Below are 26,373 nucleotides of genomic sequence, written 5' to 3'. Positions count from 1 at the left end.
AAGGCTTTTTTGAAAATTAAGCTCTTTCTTTGTGGTACTTCTTTTCTAGTTCATCGTAGTATTCAATTTTCGACTCAATTTTTATAAAAGCGTTATCCAAGTCTCTTTGTTTCTCCATCATTTTCTCTTTATGTTTTTCAAATATCTGTTTGCGTAGCAAGGCTGTGCTATCTCCTTCTTTTGTTAATTCCACTATCGTACGTAACTCTGAAAGAGGTATGTCAGTTTTCCGTAAACATACAATAAGCTCTAACCATAATATATCCCCTTCGTTAAAAATACGATTTCCATTTTCATCTCTTTTTATAAAAGGTAGAAGACCCTCTTGTTCATAATATCGGAGTGTATGTGTAGGCAAGCCTATCTTTTCTGCTGCTTCTTTTATATGAATTTCCATTATACTGTACCCTCCATAAATCTTTTTATTATTTTGTTCCTTATTATTACTAACTATTACATTACTGTAATCTATCAGGTTTTATTATAGACCTTAAAGTGCACTTTAACGCAACACATATCGTTTTCATCTACTGAATGGAAAATTAAGTGTATTAAAGAAACAAGAAGAAGAAAGTCCGACAAAAAAGGAACTGCAATTGAATCTCGAGTGGCTGGAAGAACAAATCAAACTGTTTGGTGATGGAACCTGTTCTTCAGTGGCTCTTGAAACTAATACTGCGGCAGAGGTGGCCCCGGACATAAGGACGTCAAAATAAGACGAATTCCAAAGAACGAATAGTAATCTGTGATAGCATGAAGCAAACTTTAAATTTGTATAATTGGATAAAAATATACGATATAGAAAATTATAAATTATGATGAAAATTAATTATTCTCAATAACCCGGAAATCAATGATATTTGGGACAAAAGTGAGCGTGAAAAAATGTCTATTTTGAAATGGTTACTTAGGAAATCAAAGGAAAGACCAAAGCAAACACGATCCACCCCTACGCGTAGGGAATCCTTGCATGACCAAGTAAAGTCTGAACCCGAGCAAATAATGAATCAATACAAAGACATCACTTTGAATGGTTCCATAGAGGATGTGGTCTCTTTTATAAATAATCTATTGGGACAAAATGATGACCTTATCATTCGTCACTTCAAGGTTTTCTCGGAGTTTCCAGCCGTAATATTTTATTTTTCCGCGTTAACTGATCAAGTCATGATCAATCAAGAAATTATGAAGCCCCTTATGTATGTACCGGAGCATCTGCAGAACGAAAAAATCGAAATTTCCGTGTTAAAAAATATCATATCGGATCAAGCACTTTTCTATAGCCAAAGCAAGTTTGAGAGATATTTGGGTCATATTGCTGAAGCGATTTTAGAAGGAAAGACTGTGGTTGCAGTTGAAGGTATGGATGTAGCCTTATTAATTGGATCGCGAACTGTAGATAAACGGGCTGTCGATCAGCCTCAGACTGAACAAGTGATACAAGGCCCACGAGAAGGTTTCATCGAACCCCTCATATCAAATCTGGGCCTGCTCCGCTACCGACTGCCGACTGCCGATTTTCGAGTCAATATTACGAAAATCGGAACTAAGACCAAGTCAATGGTTGCTGTATGCTATTTGGAAGGGGTTGTAAATCCCGAGTTAGTTAAAGAAGTGAATAAACGTCTATCTGCCATAGATATTGATGGAATCCTGGACGCTGGTTATCTGGAGCAGTTTATCGAAGATAATCATTTCTCACCCTTTCCACAGATTATGAATACAGAACGTCCAGACAAAACAGTAGCCAATATGCTGGAAGGGAGGGTGGCTATTCTCGTAGACGGTTCTCCCTTCGCGTTAATAGCCCCTGTCGTTTTCAGTTCTTTCTATCAATCCATTGAAGATTATACGACACGGTATCTTCAGGGAAGCTTTGTCCGAATGGCTCGTGTAGTGGCTCTTGTTTTTTCTTTGATTTTTTCGGCTCTATATGTGGCCATCATTTCTTTTAATCCGGAATTAATTCCGACCAAATTTGCCGTTGCCGTTGCTGGAGGCAGAGCCGGGGTTCCCTTTCCAGCTGTTGTGGAAATATTAATTATGGAGGTTTCGATGGAGGTTTTACGGGAAGCGACAATTCGTTTGCCACAGCAGGTTGGCGGTGCCTTATCCATTGTCGGTGTCCTCGTTATCGGTCAAGCAGCGGTGGCGGCGGGCTTTGCGAGCCCAATCACTGTGGTGGCGATTGCACTTACTACGATAGGCTCCTTTGCAACCCCTGCGTATAATGCAGCGTTTGCATTAAGGATGCTTAGATTTCCACTCATTTTTCTCGCAGGGATTTTTGGGCTTTATGGTTTAGTTGTTGGATTAATTCTGATTTGTAACCACCTGTTGTCCTTAAGATCATTCGGAGTTCCCTATATGACACCAGCAATTCCTTGGAATATTCAAGGATTGAAGGATTTGGTGATCAGAGCTCCGTTTTGGTGGATGAAGAAAAGACCTCCCGCTCTTTTCCCCTTGGATACTGACCGATTAGGACCGGATATGAAGCAAATTGTTTTACAGAAATCTGATAATGCTCTGGATCCGTCGAAAATGGGAAATCAAGAGGAGGATAAGTAAGATGAACAATCCACGGCAGGTTACGAACATCCAGGTGGTAGCCATAATCACTAGTACAATTGTTGGTGTCGGGGTATTGCGGCTCCCACTCTATGGCGTGAAAGTTGCTGATACAGGTGCTCCCTTGATCACCTTGCTTGGTGCATTACTTGGCCTTATCGGACTTACCTTCATAGCCGTACTTGGTATGCGCTTCCCAAGTAAGACGTTCATTCAATACAGTGAGGAAATCATTGGGAAATGGCCGGCAGCTGTTGGGAATGTATTAATTATCATTTTTTTCTCCTTATTGACAGCGCTCGGTTCTCGTGAATTCGGAGAAGTTGTCATTACATCCGTATTGAAAAAAACACCGATAGAAGTGACTGTTATCGTCATGCTTCTGCTCGCGACTATTGCTTCGCGCAATGATATACGTACCTTTTCTTATATACATCTGTTTTATTTGCCATTTATTTTGGCCCCTGGTTTGTTAATCGTTGCTTTGTCTCTAAAAAATGCGGATCTGATCAATTTACAGCCTATTTTGGGGAACCATCCGAGTGGAATACTGAAAGGTATATTGACGCTTTCTGCACTATTTCAGGGGTCCTTTATTTTGACATTAATCATACCGTTTATGCGCCAACCACAAAAAGCGATGAAGGCAAGCATATGGGGAATGGGAATAGCAACAGGCCTCAATCTCTCAATTGTTGTAGCTTCAGTAGCAGTATTTGGTGCGGAAGAAATCAATAAGCTGCTATGGCCTACACTGGAATTGGCAAAAACCACTTCATTGCCAGCTAACATTTTGGAACGATTGGATGCTGCCTTTCTGGCAGTTTGGGTTACAGCTGTATTCACAACACTTTTCTCCGGTTTTTATCTGACCATTCAATCCATGACTCAAATATTTCGTTTACATACGCATAAGATATTTAGCTATTTCATTCTTCCCTTTATCACTACGATAGCGATGCTACCGCAAAATGTTATACAACTATACGAAATCATTAATATTGTTGGTCAAATTGGATTATGTATTACAATTGTTTATCCGGGTCTGCTGCTGTTAATATCCATCATCTGGAATAAAAGGAGTGATTGAATTGATTCCTAACTCTTGGTTCCAAATTAAACTATTCATTCTCTTTTCAATATTCATCCCCCTACTGACTGGATGCTGGGATCGAATGGAAATCGAAGAACGTGCGGTAGTCCTTGGAATTTCCGTTGATGAAGCTGTGGACAAACAAGATGAAAGCGAGGTTACACATATTAAATCTGCTTTCCCAAAGCCGCCCAGAAGCATGATACAAGTGACTGTACAAATAGCAGTCCCAGGACGGATACCTTTGGGACCAGGTGAGAGCAGCGGCACAGGGAAGAACAAACCTGTATGGGTGCTCAGCGCCAAAGGATATACCATTGACGACGCATTGATGGTACTCCAGCAGCAGCTCGGGGAACGGATGTTTTTCGGACATTTGCGAATCATTGTAATTTCAGAAAAAATTGCCACAAGCGGCGTACAAAATTTAAATGATTACCTTAGGCGTAGTCCGGAAGTCAGAAGATTAGCTTGGATGGTTGTTTCCAAAGGTGCAGCAGCTGATCTTATGAAGGCAGCTCCTCAATTGGAGCGCGTCCCCTCTCTGTATTTATTGGCTATGATGGATAATGCAATACGGATGGGGAAGCTTCCTAATGATTTTCTGGGCATATTCTGGAGTGCTGATTCCAGCAGGGGTAAGGAGCCCTTTCTTCCTTATATTGAAATTAAAAAGGAGGGGAATTTGGAGATTTCTGGACTTGCTTATTTCCGAGGGGATAAAATGATTGGTGCAACAAAGCCACTGGAGATAGGCCTATTTATGGCAGTAACAGGAGTCAAGACAGGAGGATACAATGTCTATGAATATCTTCCCAATTCCTTTGATACGATCATGTTTAAAGCCACCAGCCGAAAATCCAGGACCAAGGTCAGCATCAAAAATGGCCGTCCCCACATCAACTTGAATTTGCGGGTAGAAGGAGACATTGAAGAAAAATCCAATGAATTATTCAAAATAAAGGAACACAAGACCATTTTACAAATTCAAGATGACATCAGCAAAGGCTCGGAAAAAGGAATCAAAGAATTGATTGAAAAAATGCAGAGAGCTGGATCCGATATTTTTGGCTTCGGCGAATACGTCAGGGCTAAGGAACCTGAATATTGGAATCGTGAAATCAAAACCGAGGAAAAGTGGCAGGAGGAATTCAAAAACCTGACTGTAGACGTTAAAATGGAAATTCGAATTCGGCGGGTTGGTATGAAAGCTACTTAAAGAAGGGGATTGAATCTTGTGTATTATCTCGCGATTGGTTATATCGGTTATATTGAACTCCTGTTCATTTCGACTGGCTTGATACTGTTATTTTTTGAAGCAGGATCATACAAAAAACAACGGCTCTTTAAAGAGGAAAAGATAGCGCGAATTTTGGGATGGTGTAATTGTTCAATAGGGATCTTTACATTTTTAGGATACTGGGTCTATAATTATTTCCTCTGAAACTTGATCTCTATCACTGCAAGGTGAAAATAATGCATCCATTGATTTTAATGGTATGTGTGGTTTTAATGGACACGTAAACCTTTTTTTAAAATCTGTTTATCATAAGGACATTCCAACTAACACTGTTTTGAGCGTGTTCGACTTGAAAGCCCCCAGCTCGTACACAAAGCGTAGCGGAATATCCTTTCTTCATCTCATATAGGTCAACTCTTGCGTCAATAAATAACGAATCGTGAGAACCTCAGCCTACGAATTCGGCTATTAATACTATTTGACCATATTTGGCGTAAATCGAAAGGTATCCGGGCTCGGTAATACGATCCGCTTCCTTATCGAGAAAATAAAAGATGTTCTCGCCATTAATGTTGAGTACGATTCGAACCCCATTCTCCTCTGTCAGTGCACCTACCTGTACATAGTTGATTTGATTGAATGGAAGCACATCGTTGGAATAGGCATCTCCTCCTATGCTGGTAAATCCGTTGACGTTTCCAAAAATAACAGTCCGCTGCCCGTTATTAAACCGCTGAAGCTCAATAACGTCCGGTTTGATGACTAGAGCATACGTATCCTGCAAGGAGCTTTCCTTTTGCTGATTTCTGAACTGAATGACCTCCCAGCCACCATTGGCCATAATGTTCATATTAAAGCTCAGCAGCTCATTCCCGAATGCAGTACCTTCGTAGGTTGCCTGTCCATTGGGAGTACCCACCGTTACGCTGTTATCGCCAAAATCCAGCGTGCTGGCCGAACCGTACACCTTCCAATGGTCTGTATCCAGCAGCTCACTATTGATTGGATAAGCCGTGAGTGCCAGCCCTTCTGCACTGCTGTATGGAATCACCTCAAGCGTCAATGTTCGCTGTACGGTTGTTCCGTTGTAATGCCCATATACTGACAACGCAACCGTTCCCTCTGTTAAACCTGTAATTATGCCATTCGGATTCACTGCGGCAATAGCAGGATCACTGCTGACGTAGACTACTGCCTCCAGCTCTACATCATGCCCAAGCCATGTCGTCCCGTAGGTCTCCAATTCCAAAGGCTCGCCCAGAATGATGTTCCTCCCGTTGCCTGTTACATTTTTGAATTTGATCATATTGAGGACATCATTGACATAGACCTCGGTTTTCAGGCTGCGTATGACATCCCCCATTCGAATATGGGTCGTTATGAGCGCTTTGCCGGTTTGGCCCGCTGTAATGACACCCTGCTGGCTAACAGCGGCTATATTCTCATTGCTGCTTTGGTAGTAAATCACGGCATTGCTAAGATCCGCTGGCAGCCCTTTGCTTCTTGTCGCCAGCACATTCAAGCTGTAGGTCTCATTGCTGCCCAATTCCACTACCTTAGGAAGGGATGCCCGCTCCAGGGTGCCATCAGCCAAATTCCTGTACGCTTCTTGCAAGCCTGAAGCATCGATAATGGCTGTTGCCGCTGACGACCAGTTGGCATTTGGAACTACGTGTGTATGGGTGACCGGAAATTGAACACCTAAAGGGTCTGCATATTTTCCCGTCGTTGTATAATTATTATCAAACAGCAGGTTGGACTCCTTGCCCATTGCCCAGCTTGCATATACACCCTGCCAGACAGGCGTCTCCTTGAGATCAATCACATTATTCGCAAAGCTCCAATAATCGGACGCGTTATCCGCGTAGAGAACAGCATACTTATCCATCTGGTTCTGAATATAGTTGCCTGAGACGATATTCGGCTCCTCCATGGTTCCTGTGGTATGTCCAAGCGTATATATACCACCCCCATCAAAAATCCCCGCTCCCATCAGGTCATGGATATAATTGTTTTGAATCCTGGCCTGTTTCAGGACTGAAGTATTGTAATTGTACCACCCGTAGCCAACGTGAATAGCGCTGTAGGGGATGTTGAAAATCTGGTTATGGCTAATCTCCATGTTCACTGGAAATCCGGCAGATATAGCTGCAGCCGAAGCATAGTCTACTCCGATATCATGGATGTAATTGTTGGTCACATCGACATTGCGCATTAGCAGCCTTGCATCCTGGGGATTGTAGATCGCCGCATTGTTATTGGTCGGCTCGCCCACATTAACCGCACTCCCGGATATATCATAGAATGCATTTCCCTTAACCAAGCTGTCCTGGACACCACCGATCAGCTTCAGACCCGTACTACCCAGCTTCGCAAATTCATTTCGCTCAAATACGATATGATGGGCCCGCTGTACAGTTACAGCCGCTGTAGGCAGAATATCATCCGAGCCCGGATATCTCAGATGATTGTTCTGTGCATCGGATAGTCCGTTTGCACTGCTAGGCCACATCCAAGTCGTATAAGCAAAACCAACACCCTCCCAATGAAGGTCATGAACCGGTGCCGAAAGCGAACTCCCCTCTATCTTGACCAGCTCTTCCAGAACAGGTGCCACAATCTGGACGGAGGACATATTCTCCATTGGTCTCGGCTTGTAATAGAAGTAGCCGGCAGCTTGGTCTAAATACCATTCCCCTTCACGATCCAGCAGCTCGTAAGCATTCTCATAATAGACTGGCCCTTTGCTGATCGAAGTGCCGCCTTTATGGGTAGCTGCATACCAGCCTGGCTCCTTCATCTGGATTTGAGCCAATCCACCTGTCAGTTGGATGGTGTCAACCCCTACCCTCGGCTGAGTCCATTCCTGCTGGAACACCATTTCCAAATCGCTGATGCGTCCCCAGCCCCCAAGAAACGTATCGGTGGTCGTAAAACCACTTTCTGTCTTGACCGAATTGGCCAGACCCGATTCGCTTCTTGCCCTCACGGCTCTCACACCATCCACATACAACTGCCGGGTCGTAATGCCTAAGGACGGAGCACGGTACACATTGTTCGCGACGTCAGAGAGCTCCCATCCCGTGATCACCTTACCTCCGCTAAGAACGGGCTGTTCATCGGGATAAGCCTTGTACACAATACGATAGCCCTGGCTGCCGGAATCCCTCTCATCCAGCAGAAATGTATTTAGCCGCTCATGGGTTCCTGCCCGCAGATACAGGTTAATATCACCCGTCATCCAGCTATTGAGAGACCTGACCATATCGCGGGCTTTCTCCAAGGTCTTGAACGGTAAAAGCTCGGTACCGGGATTACTGTCACTCCCATCCGGGGAGATGTAATAGCTTGCCTGAACCTGTCGGTCGACCACCTCTAGAGTGCTGGCTGCGCTAATATTTCCGCTAACCGTCGTAGCCCGGATTATCGTCGTACCTGCAGAAAGAGCAGTCACCTTACCGCTCTGGTCCACAACTGCAACGTCTGTATTATCGGATGCCCATATAACCTGCTTATTGGTCGCATTTGTGGGAAATACTTCCGCGCTTAGCTTCCTGTCCGAGCCTGCAGGTAGTACGAAAGCAGACGTATCCAGTTGAATACTGGTCGCTGGCTGGATGTAGGCACTTACGGTAGCCTGCGCGCTATACACGGAAGCGTAGATCGAGTCCGTTACCGTTGCCGTTACAACAGCGGTTCCCGCCTGTAACGCCTGCACCATTCCGTTCTGATCAACACGAATTGTCTGTGTATCGTTGCTGCTCCATTGAATCCGGTTAAACAACGCATCCGCAGGATTCAGGCTTACATGCATCGTTTCACTGCTTCCTACTGCTACATGCAGTGCTTGCTGCTCAATCGCTGCGCTGACCATAGGTTTATAAGCATATATATTTAAATCATTAATTGCGAATCTGGCGAGACTGCTGCCCTTGTAGATGCCAAATTGAAGCTGCGAGATGGAAGACTGGGCATTTTGAAAGCTCACCTGCTGCTTTACCAGCTTGCCATTGATATGGATATCAAGCTTCTGTTCAACGGCATCGACGATCACTTTAATGTCGTACCACGTATCAGGCGTATAGGCGAGCAAGCTATTCCCTGTCGCTGTCCATGAGCCGTTCTGATAGACCCTGATGTTTCCATCGCTATAGAAGGCCAGTTGAATAATAGCATTGTCAGGTCCCCTCAGCATGGGAATGTACCCGATCACATCGGTTTGCGAGGCCATCGCCTTGAAGGTTATAGCCGCCCTTGACAGATTACTGGGCAATGTTTTTTTGACATAAAAGGATACTTCTGCATTGGCAGCAGTTCTTGCGAGCCTCAGGCTTTTGTCCGCTGCGTCCGGAATTTCTTTCACAGCCGCTGCGTATCCCGTCACTGGTGCTGCTGTATCCAATGTCAGCGGATAGGTACCATCCGTATACGTGTCGAAATTTTCGCTGAACAGGTCGCCAACAGGAACTCCGGTCACCACCGGCTTATCGTAAAGATGAATATTGTCGATGTATAAAGCACCCAGCGTACTGCCTTTATACATACCCAGCTGGATTTGTGTAAGCGACGTCTGCGACGTCTGGAAGCTCAACTGCTGTGCTTTGAGAACCTGATTGATGTAAATATCCAGCTTCTGTGTATCCGTATCCATAACAAGCTTGATTTCATACCAGGTATTTGCAGCATAGCTCTGTAGATTAGCTGCCGAGGAGGTCCATGAGCCCCCTGCATAGACGCGGATTTTTCCGTCGCTATAAAAAGCAAGCTGGGCGATTGCCCCGGATGGTCCCCTCAAAACAGGAATGTATTGGATCATATCCGTTCTGGAAGCGTTTACTTTTAGTTCGATTACTTTCTTTCCCGTTTGATTAGGGAACGTTTTGTTCACATAGAAGGAATCGCTTGTATTCGCAAGGCTTCTGGCAATTTTCAGGCTCTTATCCCCCGCATCAGGCAACTCCTCCACGGTAGCCATATACCCGGTTTTGGGTACCAGTCCATCCATCGATCCTGGATAGGTACCCGTTGCAAAGGCATTGAAATTTTCGCTATAAATCTCCCCTCCACCACCGCCATCGGCATATACCCTGGCGTTGATTGCGATATGGAACATACCAAACAGCATCGAGACTATGAGTAATCCACTCCACAATTGTTTAAGCTTACTATTCATTGCGTCACTTCCTCCTCGTCTTACTCTGATATGAGTTCTTTTCCCTGCCCTGTCTGCTCTCATTTGTTGGCTTCGCGGTATTCGCCGGGGGAAATCCCTTCCTGCTTGCGGAACTGGCGGGTGAAATTTTGCGAATTGCTGTATCTCAGCTTCTCCGCGATGTCTGCTATCCGCATATCGGTTTCCACCAAAAGCTGCTTGGCTTTATCCATCCTGTAGCGAACGAGATACTCGCCGAAATTGATACCGGTTTCCTCCAGGAACAAACGGCGCAAATAATTGGGTGAATAGCTCAGTCTGGAGGCGCATAGCTCCAAGGTCAGGTCGCTGTCGTATTCGGTTTCGATCATATGGATGAGCTTCATGGATACTCTTTTCTTTGGTGTCCCTCTGCCTGCGTCAAAATACGCGGTTAACGGCTGTATGATCTGCTCCATTAGCCATCTTTCCAGCTCGTCGCTTGCCTTTAGCTGAATCATTTGCTCCAAAAGAGGGGTGTTTCCTTTGAAAACTTCCGCAAAATAAACACCGGGCTCCGGTACCAAATTCATCAGGTTGACAACCAGCTTGCATACGCAAAATTGATATTCATTGTAGGTTAACTCGGCACTGCGGATTTCTGCTACAAGCTGGTGCAAGCATTCTTTTACCGTTCCCGTACCCTCGAATTTCACAGCATAAATCAGTTCATTCTCCAATTGGATCGGCAGCGCCATGCTGGATGAATTCTCTGAGCCAACCTCTTCTATGCAAATGACCGCCTCGTCCTCATAACGAATCCGGTATTTCAAGGCCTCCATGCTTTCTTGAAAAGCCTTTTGTGCATGAGTCAGCCCTTGGTAGGTATCACTGATCCCGATATTGACGCTAATTTTCAGAACATCCTTTAATGCTTCCTGGATTTGGCTGCCAATCGATAACTTGAAGGCTTTGAACAAAGACTGCGAATCCTGGCCGCCGCCTATAACTACCAGCACTGCTTCATCCAGAATGACGATGCACAATTGATTATCAGAGGGAACGATCTCATTCACGACATTATAGATGGCAAAAGTAATCAAATCGGTGTCTGTTTTCTTGTATACGTTCTCGGCAAAGCTATCTACATCAATATTGAGCACACTCATCCATTTCCACGACTGGCTGTGGGGAAAGAGCCCAAGATGGTCTTCGATTTTCTTCTTGGACAGCTGTCCCTTCAGCAGGCGCAGCACATAATATTCGCGGATATATCGCAATTGATCCTTTAGCTCGTTGGACATTTGTAGATTATTTCTGGACATCGTATCAAACCGCTCATAAATGCCCTGTAATTCATCCCGGTCCTCTGCGTTCAGCTCGGCTCCGTCCCTGCTTCTTATCGCATCAAAAAGCTTTTGGATCGGATTGTAAATCCTCCCGGTCAGCTTAAGCGCCGTAACCCATGCCACCAACAAAATAATGACGCTGACCACAATTGTATATAATCCAATGGACCGCGAATCCTTACGGATATCATCGATGGGTACCATGGTAATATAATGCCAGCCGTTGTAGCTAGACCTTCCATAGCTGATACCCATCGCGTCTCCATCAATCTTCGTCTCAAAGTAGCCGCTGGGATCAGGAGATTGGCTGATCGTGCTTACGTAGCCAAGGAAGGATACATCCTTGCCGATCATCGAGCTGTCTGTGCTGTAGATCGTCCGGTATTGATCATCCAGAATGACAAGCCCCTCTGTAGGCAGTGGCCTGCGCTTATCATCGAGGATGGCGGAATTGCCTGTCCCTACACCTGATGCTATCATCTCGATGAGGGCATCACGGGGGACCTGCACGACGAGCAGTCCTTTGGGATTCGGTGAATTGATCGGTACCTTGGCAACCAGGCTAATGCCGTCAATCGCCTCATAGACGTTCTCACGCGACGGAATTTTACGGTTTTTCTCCTCATAGGTCCAGTAATAGGAACGTGGGGTTTTGATATATTGTGCAATTTGCTCATCGCTGCTGATATCGTCCAGACGGAAGGATCCACGGTTATCAACAGCCCACTTTTTGTCCAGATTGATCACATATACATTCGCGACCGGCAGCTGGTATCGCTGCAAATTGTGGATCCCCTCGAATAATTGGTCGTACACCTGAAAATCGAATGACGCCAGCTCCTGCTCCATAGCCGTACCGTAAGTCGAGGATTTGATAAAGGGAACAACCATATTATCAATCAGCCTTAAGGTTTGCTCCATCCGTATCTGTTTTTGCTGCATCACGTTAACATTCGCTTCGACCACTCTCTTTTCGATCTCATCGGAGGATCTGTAATAGGAGGCAATGCTAACGACAAGCACAGGTAAGGTTACAAGTATAAAAATAAATAAGCGCAGCTTCCCCAGAATTTTTGTGCGTTTACGACTCAAGTTATGACCCCCAGCGTTCCAGTTGGAGCCCCTGCTCCCCTGCCTTTTATACGTGTATTATACCATGTACTGCTGCCTCCAAGGACATCCCTTATAGCTGGTAGCCCCGCCTGCTCATTTCCAGCGAAATCTCAGCTCCCGGGACAGCCCTGAACGAATTGCCGCCTGCAATCGCCTTTGAAGCGGCGAAGCCGATCGCCTCTCCGGTAGCTACAGCGTTGGACGTAACCCGATATGAGGCATGGGCGTAGAAGTCCCCACTTATGCAGCGCCCGGCGAGTCCAAGATTGTCCACGCCATCCGCGACCAGGCTGCGGTATGGAATCTGATAGGGCTGGGTTACAATTCCCCCGTTCCCATAACCGTGGGATTGACCAGACTCCATTGCATGGATGTCTACCTTGAACTTAACGAGGCAAACTCCGTCCTCGAAGGTTTGTCCGGACATAATGTCCGCCAGATTCAGATTATAAGCGCCCTCAATACGCCGTCCCTCCCTCAAACCAATTTGGTCTGGCGTCGTAACAAGTCGCAGCTCGTCCCAGCCAGCCTTTTCCCTGAGAGTCCGCACAATCGCATTAATTTCCTTTCTGGCGGAAATCGTAGCCTGTGTAATATCAAAAATATTGTCGCTATGCACATGAAACTGGTGATTGACCGACAGAATGCAAAGCCCGGACCATGGGAGCTCGATAATCGTCGGAGCCTTATTGCTTGGCACAATTCCGATTGTACTCAGGAAGTCATTGAACTCTCTTTTCTTCTCATAGGTTTGCATTTGCCTGAAGGCGTCAGGGACACCCGATACGAGCGCAAGCATGCTTGCAGGCTGGATCAAGCCTGTGTCTGGATGCCCGACCTTAAAGGCACAGCCTGCCTGTGCAGCCAAATCTCCATTACCTGTGCAATCGATGAATGCTTTGCCCGAGATGCCCATTCTCCCTTGGCTGCTCTCGGTAATGACGGCTTGAATGCGGCTGCCTTCCTTAAGAACGGCTGCTACCCGCGTATGAAGCAAAATCTCAATGCCCGCTTCCGTGCACAGCTCCTCCAGCAGAGCCTTCAAGGCTTCGACATCATAAACAAAATTGGCATTGTTCCCTCTGGGCAGCACTGCGGTTAACGCGGCCAACCGCGATTTGATCATGGCAAGAATACCGCCCTTGCCTTCAACATCAAGAATGACCGATAAGCAACCGGACGTCCAGATGCCACCGAGGCAGCCTCCGGCATCCAGCAGCATGACCCGCATGCCTTGCCCGGCTGCAGACAGAGCGGCAGCGATTCCTGCCGGCCCTCCGCCGCATACGACTACATCATAATCACCCACAATTGCGACTTCACGTCCTTGCTCTTGAACAAAACGTTCGGGTTCCCTCATCAACATCGTTTTCTCTCCCTACTTTTTCAGCTTGGCATATTCTGCCTTGTATTCCGCAATCATTTTGTCGCCGCCATCCTTGCGCCATTGCTCGATGACTGCCTTCCAGCCTGCTTCATCAATAACACCCATGATGTATTTGATTTTGGCATCATCGATCATCTTCGCAAGCTTGGCTCCCTTTTCCATGAAAGTGGCAGAATCTAGTGGGGCAAATGGATTGACGATCGCTACCTTTTCGTTATCCAACAGCATTTTATTCGCCTTAACCTCCTCGGCCCTCATCTCAGCCTTCGGAATCGCATCTCCGCGATATAAGCCCAGCTCCCAGCCGACACGGCGGTTCGTCGGGTCCTCCGGCTTCAGCCTCTGGACCTTGCCATCCACAGTTTTATATTCCACACCCTCTATCCCATGAACGAGCAGATTCTGCATCTCTTTATCCAGCAATTTATCAAAATACGTGAGGATCTGCTTCAACTCATCCTCGGTTTTCACCGTTGTTTTGGGAATCAGAAAAATACCGGTATAACCATTCTCGGCGATGCTTCGATTGCCATCAGTACCACTAAGCAGGGAAATCGCATCGATTTTGGCAGTTGGAAACAGCTTGAACATCGGGTCAAACTTGCCGATATCCTGAAGGTCTCCCAATATATGAAGCTTCGCGCCGGCTTTGCCTTTCATGAAGGTATCGTGCTTCTGGCTTTCCTCCATAATTCCAAAATCCTGATTCAAGATTTTCTCCGTATACAGCCTTTTATAGAAATTCAGCATATTCATGTAAGCAGCAGTGGTAAAATCTGGATCGCCCTCTTTACTCCACGTATTGGGAGCGCCAAACCAGCCTGCAACACTTGTAGCTTTGTCGAGGCCCTTGTAATCCACCAGACCGATCGTATCATCCTTGCCGTTCTTATCGGGGTCATTAAAGGTGAATGCCTTCAGCACCTCATAGATTTCATCCAGCGTTTGCGGCTGCTTCAGCCCCAGATTTTCCAGCCAGTCCTGACGGAAAATAAGCGCTCTTCTCGCCAAATCCCTGGTGCGATACAGCCCGAAGGTTTTGCCATCGACTGAAGAATTGCTAAGCTGTGCAGGCAATAATTTACTGCTCAGGTTAGGGTAAGCCTTCAGGTAAGGACCAAGCTCCCAGAACATTCCCGAACGAATGCTGTTGCGCAGCAACGGATCCTTATCATTGGTTACCATGAGCACCTTCGGTAGGTCATTGGCTACCATCATTGTGGCGACCTTATCATTGTAAGCGGAGCTCGGCACCCATGTAATATTAAGCTCGGTATTCGTGTACTCCTGTACCTTTTGCAGAATCGGATTATCCTTCTTCGGTGCCTCCGCCTCATAAAATACGTTCAGCATCGTAATTTTCAGCGGCTCCTTCTTTTTCTCGACTACCGGATCTGGCGCACTGTCAGCTTGTTTCGTCGGAGCTCCCGTACTGCTGCAAGCCGCCAAGATACCTACGGATAGACTCAGTGTACTAACGATGGCCAGATGCCGGGTAAGCCTCTTTCTGTTTGTTGCCTTTTTCATGCTTAAAGCCCCTCTCGAATTTGTATTAGCCTTTCACAGAGCCAACCATTAAACCACTGACAAAATATTTTTGCAGCATCATGTATACCAGCATAATCGGCAGCGTCGCAATCACAATAACAGCCATCTTGACCGACGGTGGCACAGCAAACTCTCCAGCAGCATCCGCAGCACCCGCCCCACCGGCAGCCAACAGCACAATCTGGCGCAAAATAATCTGGATGGGCCACTTCGTGGCATCATTAATATACAGCAAAGCTGGCATAAAAGTATTCCAATTCGCTACCGCATAAAACAGCGAGAAGGTTGCCAGCATAGGCTTGGATAACGGTAAAAAGATGCGAAATAAAATTTGCAGATCATTATAGCCGTCGATCTTGGCCGACTCTTCCAGCTCCTTGGGGAGCTGCTGGAAGAAATTTTTGGTAATGATCAAGTAAAATGGGCTGATCAGGCTCGGTATAATAAGCGACCAGATGCTATCCAGCAGCCCTACCGATTTCACTACGATGAAATTGGGAATCATGCCCGGTCTAAAAACAATCGTAAGCACGATCAGAAAAAGAATCAACTGCTTGCCTATAATGGGATTCCGTGCCAACGGATAGGCAGTCAGAACCGTAAACAGCAAATTAAATAACGTTCCCAGTACGGTAATGTAAATCGTAATGAGCAGACTATTGGCAATACTGTCGGATGTAAAAATGTAACGGTACGCATCCAGCGTAAAATCCGTAGGGATCAGTACAAAGCTGTTCTGCAGCAGTCCCTCGGCAGTCGTCAAGGAGCCGGCAACAATGTGGATAAAGGGTACAATCGTAGCTATCGCACATCCGAATAACAGCAAGTAATTAATGATATCAAACATCCGGCTTCCTATCGATTTCTCGTGGATCATATTAAAATATACCTTCTTCGCCGAGTTTTTTGGATATCCGGTTGGATATATACACCAGAACGAGACCGACTATGGATGTGAACATCCCAACGGCTGTACTGTAGCTCAGGCTTCCCTGAGTGATGCCGACCATATAAACATAAGTGTCAAATACCTCGGACACGTTCCGATTGAGCGCATTTTGCATGTTATAGATGTGCTCAAACCCGGTTTCAAAAAACGAACCCAGCCTCAGGATCAGCAGGATCACAATCGTACTGCGCAGCATCGGCAGTGTAATGTACCAGAGCTGCTGCAGCCGCTTCGCACCATCAATACGGGCTGCTTCATATTGCTCAGGGTCGATACTCGTGAGCGCAGCCAAAAAAATGATCGTTCCCCAGCCGCATTCCTTCCAGATTACCTGTCCTATGTAGAGCGGAAGAAACCAATCCGGGCTCGCCAATATATTCAGCTTCTGTCCCCAAATTAAAGCAATGACATCGTTAACGACACCACCCTCTGTAGTAAACAAAATATAGCTGATACTGACTACCACTACCCATGACATAAAATGAGGAAGATAGGTCACGGTCTGGACGAACCTTTTGAAAACAACAAACCTCACCTCGTTTAACATCAGGGCCAATATAATCGGAAGCGGAAAAAAGAATACAATATTGCTGACTCCGATGACCGTCGTATTTTTCAATAACAGCCAGAAATCGGATTCATTAAAAAAGCGGTTAAAATGATGAAAGCCGACCCACTTGCTTTCCGCAAATCCTAGAAAAGGCTGGTAATTCTGAAAAGCGATGGCTAATCCCCCGATAGGCAGGTACTTAAATATAAGGAAGTAAAACAGCCCCGGTATCAACATCATATACATCCATCTGTCTTTGCTAATTGCAGCGTATAGCTTCTTTACTTTCAGGTAAGCCTCCTTCCTCACCTGAACGGAAGCAGCAGTTCCCTTGCTCAATGGGCATTCCTCCAAACTTGTGTACGGACACTGGCCAGTTTGTATCCTCTATCATCTTAGTACACAGCCGGACAACTTAAAATAATCTTATTTGCCTGTAAACATCTGTGGACCTGCCTCAGCTTCACGCCCCTACCAATCCTAAATACATGTGAAGTAATCCTATTTAATCATCCATTATTAGGAAAATTCGACCTACATACGACTAATAAGGATCAGACTACGAACGGAGTCGTGCAGCAATGCACGCAAAATAACAGGCAAAGACTTCAGTTCCGAAGTCCTTGCCTGTCTTATAACCCATCATGTTGAGGAAGCGTTAGGATGATATAACCATGCGTCACCTGTCCAGGTCGTATGTATATGATACCAATCATCCATCTGCTCAAAAGCCTGGACTGTTTGCGGTGAGAGCGATCTAAGTTTTTGGGGCTGCCGCTGCTGCCGGCAAACCAGACAAAGCTGTGATTGCCAGTTATATTTTCTTCAAGATTCGCTCCAGAACATTGTCTACCATCTGGCTATTTGCAATGATACCTGTATACAGCCAGCTTGCAGTATCGTCATATTGGAATACCTGCCCGTTTTTGACAGCTGGAATGCCGGCCCAAACCGGGTCCTTTAGGATCTCCTCATTCGCAACTCCCTTGCTGTTCACAATAAACATATAGTCAATATTCATTTGAGCAAGCTTCTCCATGGCAATAGGATTCCAGTTTGCTGTAGCTGTTTTGGATATTTGCTTAATCTCTTCCGGTACGGTAAGACCCAGGTCCCGGTACAGAACGTCACCGCAGGACAGCTTCTCGTTAGGCACATATACATTTTTGTTAGTTACCCAGAGAACAGCCACGGATTTGGTTCCGATCTCCTGCTTCAATTTCTCCTTGGCTTCTTTCACCTTTAAATCGTAGCTTACCAAAACCTTCTTAGCTTCTTCGCTTTTATTCAATACTTCGGCTACAGTCATGAACTCCTGCCGCCAGTCATTGTTGACGCCGCTCCCTACGGTGAATGTCGGTGCTATTTTAGCATATTGGGCATATTTGTCCCCGGCTACTTGCTCCGCACTGTCCACGAGGATTAAGTCCGGAGCGAAGCTCATGACCGATTCGAATGGCAGATCGCTTGGTATGGTGGGAATCCCCTTCAGCTCCTTCTGAAGGTAGTTCTGCACCGACTTTCCATTGTTGATCGACCATTGGGCAGCCGGTTTGACTCCAAGAGCAACTAGATGATCCTCAAGATAGGAGGCGATAATTCTCTCGGGTTTTGCCGGTATGCTCACTTCGTGACCTAGCGCATCCTTCATCACACGTTCAGCAGCGGGCTTCGCTGTTGCAGACGATCCTGAAGAGGCTGACGGTGAATTGCTGCCTTCTCCGCTATTATTAGTTGTGCTAGAGCATCCGATTCCTACTATTGCAGCACCTAACAGCAGTCCTAACAATGGGTAAATTCGTTTCTTATTCATGGTGTTACCTCCACATATGATGATAGATTGTGTTAAAGAGGAATGCTGACTAGCTCGTATGCGGGGGACGGCTCCCCACACCAGAAGCATTTACATCAGATAATGATAATCATTATCATACCTGTTGTCAATTAACCTCATTAACGTGATTTTCAAAATTTACCCATCAATGGAAGCTATCTATGCTGACCAGTACTTAGTAAAATTTGGAGAGCTTAAAGTCCACACCATAGCCTGGCCCCTTCTGTTTTAACGAAAAGCTTCCGGTTATATGGTAAGGAACTCCGCTTAACGGGAGACTTTTACACGTTTAATCATTAGTCCAACGATTGCGCCTGCTACTGCAACTGACAACACAAACAAAAATGCATCCTGAATACCGGCAGCAAGCGCTTCTGGCGTAATCGGTGACTCGGTTGCCATCGATGCTGCTTTCATGTACTTATTTCCACCAGCAGTCATTATACTCACCGTTACGGCCATACCAATCGCACCTGCAACTTGAATCAGCGAGTTCATAATTGCCGTCCCGTCCCGATGCATCTCGCGCGGTAGTTGATTCATCCCATTGGTTTGCGCAGGCATCCATACCAATGCAATGCCAATCATTAAACAAACATGCAACGTTACAATGAAAGCAGTTGTTGATATAGCGGTAATATCCGAGAAGAACCAAAGCGCAACCGCCGCCAGGACAAGACCCGGAATAACTAGAAACCTTGGGCCGAATTTATCAAACAGGCGGCCGATCAAAGGGGATGATAGCCCCATTACAATTCCACCAGGAAGAAGGATAATCGCTGCCGATAACGTACTCATTTCTAACACTCGGATTAAAAACATCGGCAATAACAACATGGAAGAGATGTTAATCGACATACATACAAAAATTAATAGGGTACCTACAAGAAACATCGGATGCTTAAAAGCTTTCACATTCATTAATGGTCTTTCCATCGTCAATTGACGATAAACAAATAAGATAAGCGCAACCCCTCCAACAATTAGCGGCCAAACGACCATCGCGCTATTCCATCCGGCATCTCCTTCACCAGCGTGACTAAATCCGAACACAATGCCGCCAAAACCAACTGTTGACACGGCTAAGGAGAACAAGTCAATACGTGGCTTTGTAATCGTAGATACATTTTGCATATATAAACTTCCAACGAGCAATGCGATGAGCATTAATACGAAGGAGAGCCAAAATATCCAGTGCCAGCTTAAATTTGCAATTAACAATCCCGAAACGGTGGGGCCCACAGCCGGGGCAGCAGTAAATATCATAGTAACAAGCCCCATCGCCATACCGCGTTTGTGGGCGGGAAATATAATAAATACCATATTAAACATGAGTGGCAGAAGAAGTCCAGTCCCAGTAGCTTGTAAGATACGGCCTGTCAGTAGAACCTCGAAGCTTCCCGCCATCCCCCCGATACCCGCACCTCCGAGAGAGACAATGGCCGCTGTCAAGAAAAGCTGTCTTGTTGTAAACCATTGCATCAATAATCCGGACAACGGAATTAGAATACCCAGTGTGAGCAAATAACCAGTTGTCAACCATTGAGCAATAGATGTACTAATAGAAAATACTTGAATAAAATTACTGAGTGCAATATTTAGCGCTGTTTCATTGAACGTACCAACAAAACCAGCAAGCATCAATGATGCCATAATTGGAAACACTCTAACACTTTTAACAGCTTGTTGCTCCGCTTCTATACTTGCTTGCAAACAAATCACGCTCCTGCTTCTGTAAAAAACTTCATTCTTTAATGAAAACCAATTAGTACTAAATTCCGACATCCGGCCAGATACAATAATAGAAAGTCAAAATTATTGTAGGACTATATCAATCATTTCGTTAAATAATCCCAGTTTCTACACCTAACTTTTTAAGCCACCTACGATAAGCGATGCTGATAGCGTCTGATTTCAGATGCATTTCTTCTTGCAAATCTAGAGGTAATAATTCAGGTTTTTGACTCTCAATAATTTCAATATCTTGCTTTAGCAATATATCTGTAAATTTTGTATACGGTTCATCAGGTTGATCTAGCTCGAAATTTCTTGAATGTAGCATAAAAACTTTTGTTTGTTCTTCTTTTTCTTGAACAACAGTAATGAAAAACGAAAATTCATTATTTGAATCCTGAGCTTTCTTTTTAAATCGAGCAGTCATCGGTGATAAAATTTCGTACACATAATTTGAGTACCCTTCACTGGATCGACCATCCGGATTAGGTTGGTAGAGCAGTATTTCGCTTGTTATAAAACGACCATCCGTAAAATTAATATCAAACACAGGGATTTCTGCATGATCTGCATCACCAAGCATCCCTTCATGTACGAACATTAAATGAGCAATATCTAAAAAGTTCTCAACAATACGTGGTGCATTAGCTTTGACATCATAAGGTCCTATAGCGACTGTCCGGTATTCATCTTGATCATATTCAGGAAATGCAACTAATGGGGCTGGGTCTTCACCGATATTAACCCATATAAACCCAATGTGTTCAATGCACCGATAGACTGTAGCTTTCGCCTTACTAGGAATCGCCTTTCCAGAGGGTAAAGCCGGTATTTTTTCGCATTCTCCTGCAGTATTGTATTCCCAAGCATGATATGGGCAGACTAGCATTCCATTTTTAACTTTACCGAGCGAAAGAGCTGCGCCACGATGGATGCATAGATCCTTAAAAGCATGAACCTCAGTTTTTGTTCGATATATAACCACTCTTTCCCCTAAAACAAAAACTTGCTGTGGTTCTTCTTTTAATTCAGATGCAAGGTATACGCAATGCCACTCATTTAACAAATAATCTTTCTTCAAGAAATTTCCTCCTAATGATTTTAGTCTTTTTTCAATTTTCACTGGAATTGCATAAAAACTGACAGAACGAAGTGTTGAGGTGCAATTACTTGTACGGCTGAAAATATGGAGCGAACTCACAGCAATCATATAATCGAACTCTTCGATTGAAAGCTGATCATAAAGCTTCATGCTTGATACCCCAGCATTGTTGACTCCTTTTTGCTGTGAGCTGCATAGGGAAATGCTACGGATGTGCCCTCGCAATCAAGACGTCTTACAATAGCTTCTCCAATTCCCCGAGACTCTCCAGTAACCAAAGCGACTTAATTTGTGCTCATATGACATCTCCTCCTTTTTGTTTATCAAATGTTCTCTCTACAACCTGTTAGAAAGGTTAACTCAGGATGATAAAGATATAAGCCCATCATTTAGGCTCCAGTCACATGTAACTAGGAAAGCAGATGTAGAGGAGAACTTTTAACTTTTTTATCGTATCATATGCCTGTCAAGCACCTGCATTATCACAACAAAAAGTCAATCTTTTTATTTTTTCGCTTACTAAACTTATATTGTACACAGAAATTTCAAGCTCGTAGAGGTACGAGAGTATCTGGGTATGCATCAAATAGCCCTAACCTTGTCAACAAGATGAGGGCTTAGATATGAACTACTGAGGGGTGGACAATATAGCTTCAAAACTTCTCATTGTCGAAGGTGACCGGGAGATTCACGAAATGCTAACCGCCTATTTACAAAAGGAAGGTTAGTTTAATGATGAAATTGTAAAAACGTTTGGACATTTTTCGTTCCCTCGGTACAAGAAAACTCATGTTTACATGGAAAAGATTCCATTACAATTACATCATCCTATTGGAAAGGAGAACGGATGGCTGATTGTATGACTCGCTATGGAGTGCAATTAGGATGAGGAGGGATTATGTAATGACAGGGAAATATTTCCAAATGACCGTTGCCTTGACCTTAGCATCTGTTTCTCGCGAGTACCGTGTTTGCCACCACAGTAACGATCAATTCCGACGGACCGAACAGCGGGAAGACGGCACTGGCAATTTTCCAACAATATCTCGGATCGGATCCCATTGACGGTCCGAAAATTTATTCCGGTATGCCGGAAGCGAAAATCCAGATCGCTCTCATCCAAATTACGAAGTAAACGAGCAGAAGCCGCCCAATGGGCCGGCTTCTTTGATACGTATAAAAGGGGTGGCAGCCAGAGAGCACGAATGCCATTCATCCGGGCAGTCAAGGCTCTTACTCTCAATACTTCATCGTAAATCTTCGAATCAAGTTTAATGCAGCCGGATCGTAGGCAATAACGGTAGCATTGAATCTTATTGTTCCGTTAGAAATAAAATACCCCTAGTCGAACCCATGTCCACCACTCGAGGTAGTTACGTTTACCTTAACCCTCTCTTGCTCACCGCCGTAATCGACGATAATGTCCGCTTTACCTGCCTTTATCGCCTTGACAATACCGTTTGCGTCTACTTGGACTACAGCACTGTTGGATGAGCGGTAAGTGACTCCCGCCGTTACCTGTTACTGCTACGATCTGAATACACCGCCTGTACAACCGTTGTGTGAGTTTCTCCTGGCTTACCGGTAAACCACTCCCGATATCAATGCTTTTGTACTTCCGTCCTCATATGCCCCCTGAACCTCGGTCGTTTGGGATTCACCGGTCTTTACGAATATAAATCCAGACTTGAAAGCAATGGACTGCAGCTGCGGCTGTGCTCTGTTGACCTTCACTTTATAGGTTCTGAACGCAAGATTGCTTGGAGAGTAGACGGAAATCTCGACAGTATTGGCGCCATAGCCTAATCCAATCTCCTGGCTCGCTTGCCCGCTAGCAACCGGAGTTCCGTTGACCCGCAAGCTTGCGCCTGTATCAACTGCAAAAGGAGTGACCGTAAGCTTATACACGTTGTACGTAACACTCGCCTCATAGTCTGTTTGTTGAGCAGTAAACGCTGGGCTAAGCTGTCCCTCACTAACGGTCAAGCTGCTTAGCTTGGGCTCTCCGTAAAAATACTTTCCGATATTGATTACAGCATCGCTTCCCACGCGATCCTGCAGCTGCTGCAAGTACAGGCTTCGCGGATAAACGGATGTACCGAGGCTTTCCCAATAGCCGCCCTCGCGCGTCCTCATGTCATCCTTATTTGGAAGAAACGGTTTACTTACTGTTCCTGTGAAACCGACTGCATAATTTTGTGCGGTCGGGGGATTCTGCAGAGCAAGGCCCCCTTTAGTATTCCAGGCCACCCAGTTTGCCCCGGCCCAACCGTGCCCGCTGCCGAGCCATCCACGATCCTGAATGGCAATGTTGGCGTCGATATTATCGAACAAGCCGCCGACGGACCAACGGTGATGCGGTTCGGTTGTGTTGAATTGGGTCGTCGCAACACCGTCAAGGAAAACGTTCGGCCCTGGAACACGGCTGCTTACGATGTATGCGTGTCTTGCCGAATCGACATTGACCCGCTGAGTCAAGCCGAGCTGCCCTTCATATAACAAAGGATATCTGCGACCGCCGTCAAGTGTGCTGGCCATCTCAAGCACGGTGCTGTCCTGCGTAGTCGTCCATTTCGTATCTCTGCCTGTGTATACCATGGCATATCCTAAATGAAGGGCGGTGATGTCGCGAACCCAGGCATTTTTGACGCTCTTGAACGCGATGAAGGTTTCCGGGTGAGCATCGTCAGCATAATAGTTTACACCGTTATCCGCTTTAATGATGGAAGCGTCGAAGTTGACATCGACACGTATATTTTCGACCCCGACCTGCTGGATCCGTGCAGGATCATCGTAAGCCAGAAGTTCTCCCCCTCCCCAACGCAATTCGAATGCATTCGCTAGAGGAGCGTCTACAGTAATGACATTCCCTTCGATTTTAGTAATGACCCGGTCGAAGCTGAAATCGAATGGGGTCCATTGCTGCGTACTGCCGTCTGTTCCCGGTCTGTCCGTAATTTGATCCATAAGAAGCTCGTGAATCCATCGGTCATTCCCTATTCTACGTACCATGACGGAGTTCCCCACCTGGAATTGACTCGCATCGGCCACACGGAAGCTGCGGGCCCCTGTCGGAACATATAGATCGCTAATGGTCGTTTTTATAGCTGAACTGACCACCGGACCACTAGCGCCGCCGATTTCGAGAATATTCCGCTTTTCCTTTCCTGTAGCGAATAATATGGTTCCGTCCTCGCCCTGACCCTCACCTCGCAGCACGACACCCCCGTTGCGGATAAAAAGCTTGCTTCCCACTCGATATGTCCCTTTAGAGAGAAGGACGGCCCCACGGAATCCGTCCGCAGAAAGCGGCATATTAGACACTTCATCAATCGCCGCTTGAATTCGTGCCGTGTCATCACCACTGATGGCAGGCGATAGCGTCAATCTAACCGGTAAATCGGGCAGCTTTACTCCGCCTCCCATGTACCCGGCGTCGGAGTAATCGATCAGTTTATTTCCCTTATAGTCCGAAGCATAAACGAGCTTGCCACCAGCCCCTATGAATGCAAGGCGGCTTTGACCTGCTGGTATGGTACCGACATCCGCAGAGAAGAAGTAAAACGTGTCGTAAAGCGTCGATTTCCCTGTGGGTGTGAGAGTCAGCCGGATTTGATGCTCCCCGATATTCGATACCGTACCTGGTATTTGCAGTTGCAGCATAGTACCTGGTCTCAAAGAAGTTTCAGGCAGTCGATATACGACATTTTGTACGCTGTCTACAAGCACGCCATTTAACACTGCTTCAACATAGGGATTAACCACAAGGGCAGGATATACATCTCCAGGCTTTACAAACGCGGGTTGGCCGACCTTGACCGTCATAATCGGATGGGTCATCTGAAGATCGGCTATCAACAGCTCAGGATCGCTCACATCAATCCATATACTTGTTGTCATCGTAATGCTGCCCTGTCTGATCGTTCCGGTGATTTGAGTAATGCCGGATTGCAGCGCAGCCAGCGCGCCAGATGAATTAACCGAAGCTACTGCCGGCTTCGAGCTGATCAAGGACACGAGGAATCCCGGGTCGGATAAATCCGCTTCATTGCCTGTTACGAGCTCGCCTCGAAGCTTTAATGAAGCACTCTCATTTTTATGCAGCTTTATTGTCGAGTCCAAAGGGTATTCATTGCCCGTTGTATCAGAAATATATGCGCGTTTTAAATCTGGCTGCGTGTTAGGATCGCCTTCCCCTATGACTTCAAATTCTCCAAGCTTAAATAGAGAATTACCCGTCAGGTCGATAGATACCCTAATGTACCTTGTCATCACCTCGCTAAAATTGGCCGTGTCCTGAGCTTGTATAGCCCCTGACGAGCTGCTTTTGGCATAAGCTTCAGTCCAATTGCTATTATCATTGGAGTACAAGATTTTATACCCATTAACAATGGATTCGGTACTAGCAAAATTCAAAACTGTCTTATTGATCTTTTGCTGAGCTGTCAAATCCACCGTCATCCAAACATTAAGATTGTCCACACGGTCGCTCGAGAGAGGCTGCCAGAACGTACCGGGATTACCATCGACTGCAGCAGTAGCCCGGCCAGCGGACGCATCCGAACTTTTGCCCGGTACTGGTTTATTTAAAGCATAGTTTAGCTCACTCGCTGCATGTGCAAAAGGAAGGAAAGCCTGGCTGGGGAGCATGAGTGCAACAGCAAGAATAACAGCCAGCAAGATATGAAACGGTTTCTTCTTCTGAATGGAGTGCATGAATTCATCGCCTTTCTCGTTTCATATTTGAATTTCTTCGCTACTGTCTTCGTATA

16 protein-coding genes and 2 pseudogenes are annotated in these 26,373 nt (G+C 45.7%); 5 read left to right on the top strand and 13 right to left on the bottom strand.

From position 1 onward, the window contains the following. Positions 1-16: 16 nt before the first annotated feature. The gene (locus BK127_RS25755; protein WP_076234391.1) at positions 17-397 is read right to left on the bottom strand and encodes a MerR family transcriptional regulator; all 381 of its coding nucleotides are present in this window, start codon (positions 395-397) and stop codon (positions 17-19) included. 605 nt (positions 398-1,002) lie between these two features. Here BK127_RS25755 and BK127_RS25750 point away from each other — a divergent pair. From BK127_RS25750 to BK127_RS45755, 4 genes are read left to right on the top strand one after another with little or no spacing between them, the layout of a single operon-like run. Next, positions 1,003-2,571: a spore germination protein gene (locus tag BK127_RS25750; RefSeq protein ID WP_256711448.1), complete on the top strand. Its 1,569-nt coding sequence runs from the start codon at positions 1,003-1,005 to the stop codon at positions 2,569-2,571. A 1-nt stretch (position 2,572) separates the two neighbouring features. Further along, the gene (locus tag BK127_RS25745; RefSeq protein WP_076234390.1) at positions 2,573-3,661 is read left to right on the top strand and encodes a GerAB/ArcD/ProY family transporter; all 1,089 of its coding nucleotides are present in this window, start codon (positions 2,573-2,575) and stop codon (positions 3,659-3,661) included. Beyond that, positions 3,654-4,883: a Ger(x)C family spore germination protein gene (locus BK127_RS25740; protein WP_305954326.1), complete on the top strand. Its 1,230-nt coding sequence runs from the start codon at positions 3,654-3,656 to the stop codon at positions 4,881-4,883. Before BK127_RS25745 ends, BK127_RS25740 begins: the two co-directional genes overlap by 8 nt. Before the next feature lie 18 nt (positions 4,884-4,901). Next, positions 4,902-5,108, top strand: a complete 207-nt coding sequence (locus BK127_RS45755) for a CLC_0170 family protein (RefSeq protein WP_076234389.1) — start codon at positions 4,902-4,904, stop codon at positions 5,106-5,108. 244 nt (positions 5,109-5,352) lie between these two features. On the opposite strand, the gene BK127_RS25730 is transcribed toward BK127_RS45755, so the two are convergent. From BK127_RS25730 to BK127_RS45750, 10 genes and pseudogenes are all read right to left on the bottom strand, one after another. Beyond that, a complete protein-coding gene (locus BK127_RS25730; protein WP_076234388.1) occupies positions 5,353-10,077 on the bottom strand; it encodes an Ig-like domain-containing protein in 4,725 nt (1,574 codons plus the stop codon). A 59-nt stretch (positions 10,078-10,136) separates the two neighbouring features. After that, complete coding sequence (locus BK127_RS25725; RefSeq protein ID WP_076234387.1) at positions 10,137-12,476, bottom strand: helix-turn-helix domain-containing protein; 2,340 nt, start codon at positions 12,474-12,476, stop codon at positions 10,137-10,139. Positions 12,477-12,567: 91 nt separating this feature from the next. Then, positions 12,568-13,863, bottom strand: a complete 1,296-nt coding sequence (locus BK127_RS25720; RefSeq protein ID WP_076234386.1) for an FAD-dependent oxidoreductase — start codon at positions 13,861-13,863, stop codon at positions 12,568-12,570. A 12-nt stretch (positions 13,864-13,875) separates the two neighbouring features. Continuing rightward, the gene (locus BK127_RS25715; RefSeq protein ID WP_076234385.1) at positions 13,876-15,411 is read right to left on the bottom strand and encodes an extracellular solute-binding protein; all 1,536 of its coding nucleotides are present in this window, start codon (positions 15,409-15,411) and stop codon (positions 13,876-13,878) included. Positions 15,412-15,436: 25 nt separating this feature from the next. After that, positions 15,437-16,309, bottom strand: coding sequence for a carbohydrate ABC transporter permease (locus BK127_RS25710; protein WP_076234384.1), 873 nt, complete (start codon positions 16,307-16,309; stop codon positions 15,437-15,439). 1 nt (position 16,310) lies between these two features. Further along, positions 16,311-17,270, bottom strand: coding sequence for an ABC transporter permease (locus BK127_RS25705; protein ID WP_372237376.1), 960 nt, complete (start codon positions 17,268-17,270; stop codon positions 16,311-16,313). A gap of 475 nt (positions 17,271-17,745) precedes the next feature. Continuing rightward, complete coding sequence (locus tag BK127_RS25700; protein ID WP_076234383.1) at positions 17,746-18,744, bottom strand: ABC transporter substrate-binding protein; 999 nt, start codon at positions 18,742-18,744, stop codon at positions 17,746-17,748. A gap of 288 nt (positions 18,745-19,032) precedes the next feature. Beyond that, positions 19,033-20,418 (bottom strand): DHA2 family efflux MFS transporter permease subunit, encoded by a 1,386-nt coding sequence (locus BK127_RS25695; protein WP_256711453.1) that lies wholly within the window; start codon positions 20,416-20,418, stop codon positions 19,033-19,035. Positions 20,419-20,608: 190 nt separating this feature from the next. After that, the gene (locus BK127_RS25690; RefSeq protein ID WP_256711447.1) at positions 20,609-21,751 is read right to left on the bottom strand and encodes an aromatic ring-hydroxylating dioxygenase subunit alpha; all 1,143 of its coding nucleotides are present in this window, start codon (positions 21,749-21,751) and stop codon (positions 20,609-20,611) included. A 44-nt stretch (positions 21,752-21,795) separates the two neighbouring features. Then, a pseudogene (locus BK127_RS45750) lies at positions 21,796-21,879 on the bottom strand (SDR family NAD(P)-dependent oxidoreductase); the annotation flags it as partial. 689 nt (positions 21,880-22,568) lie between these two features. Between BK127_RS45750 and BK127_RS43870 the strand changes: the two are divergent. After that, positions 22,569-22,736, top strand: coding sequence for a hypothetical protein (locus BK127_RS43870; RefSeq protein ID WP_179097598.1), 168 nt, complete (start codon positions 22,569-22,571; stop codon positions 22,734-22,736). 206 nt (positions 22,737-22,942) lie between these two features. On the opposite strand, the pseudogene BK127_RS45745 reads toward BK127_RS43870, so the two are convergent. Continuing rightward, a pseudogene (locus tag BK127_RS45745) lies at positions 22,943-23,098 on the bottom strand (hypothetical protein); the annotation flags it as partial. A gap of 81 nt (positions 23,099-23,179) precedes the next feature. Further along, positions 23,180-26,317, bottom strand: coding sequence for a discoidin domain-containing protein (locus tag BK127_RS25680; protein WP_076234382.1), 3,138 nt, complete (start codon positions 26,315-26,317; stop codon positions 23,180-23,182). Positions 26,318-26,373: the final 56 nt, after the last annotated feature.

This window comes from Paenibacillus sp. FSL H7-0331 (assembly GCF_001956045.1).
The sequence above is the reverse complement of the archived record's forward strand: the minus strand, read 5'-3'. Positions and strand labels throughout refer to the sequence as shown.